This is a genomic window from Vibrio sp. S12_S33 (assembly GCF_963889785.1).
In the GTDB taxonomy this organism is placed as follows: Bacteria; Pseudomonadota; Gammaproteobacteria; order Enterobacterales; family Vibrionaceae; genus Vibrio; species Vibrio aestuarianus.
In genome coordinates, this window is record NZ_CAWPQZ010000461.1 from 1 (window position 1) to 220 (window position 220).

Annotated in this window: 1 protein-coding gene; it reads left to right on the forward strand. The window is 41.4% G+C overall.

Annotation, left to right across the window (positions count from 1 at the left end; all coding sequences use genetic code 11):
• On the forward strand, nucleotides 1-220 hold a 220-nt coding region (locus AACW06_RS20730), incomplete at both ends, for a transposase (RefSeq protein ID WP_238336803.1).

The following is a 220-nucleotide window of genomic DNA, read 5'->3' on the forward strand; positions in this document are numbered from 1 at the left end:
TGCAGATAAAGGCTATATCAGTAAAGCGCTAACAGCAGACTTGAAAAAGGATGGTATTAGCCTAATAACGACTCACCGAAAGAACATGAAACCGAAGGTATTAGCGGCTTGGGACAGAGCAATGTTGTCTAAGCGGTTCATCATTGAAACCATCAACGACCAACTAAAGAATATTTCTCAGATAGAGCATTCTAGACACAGGAGTCTGCATGGATTCATG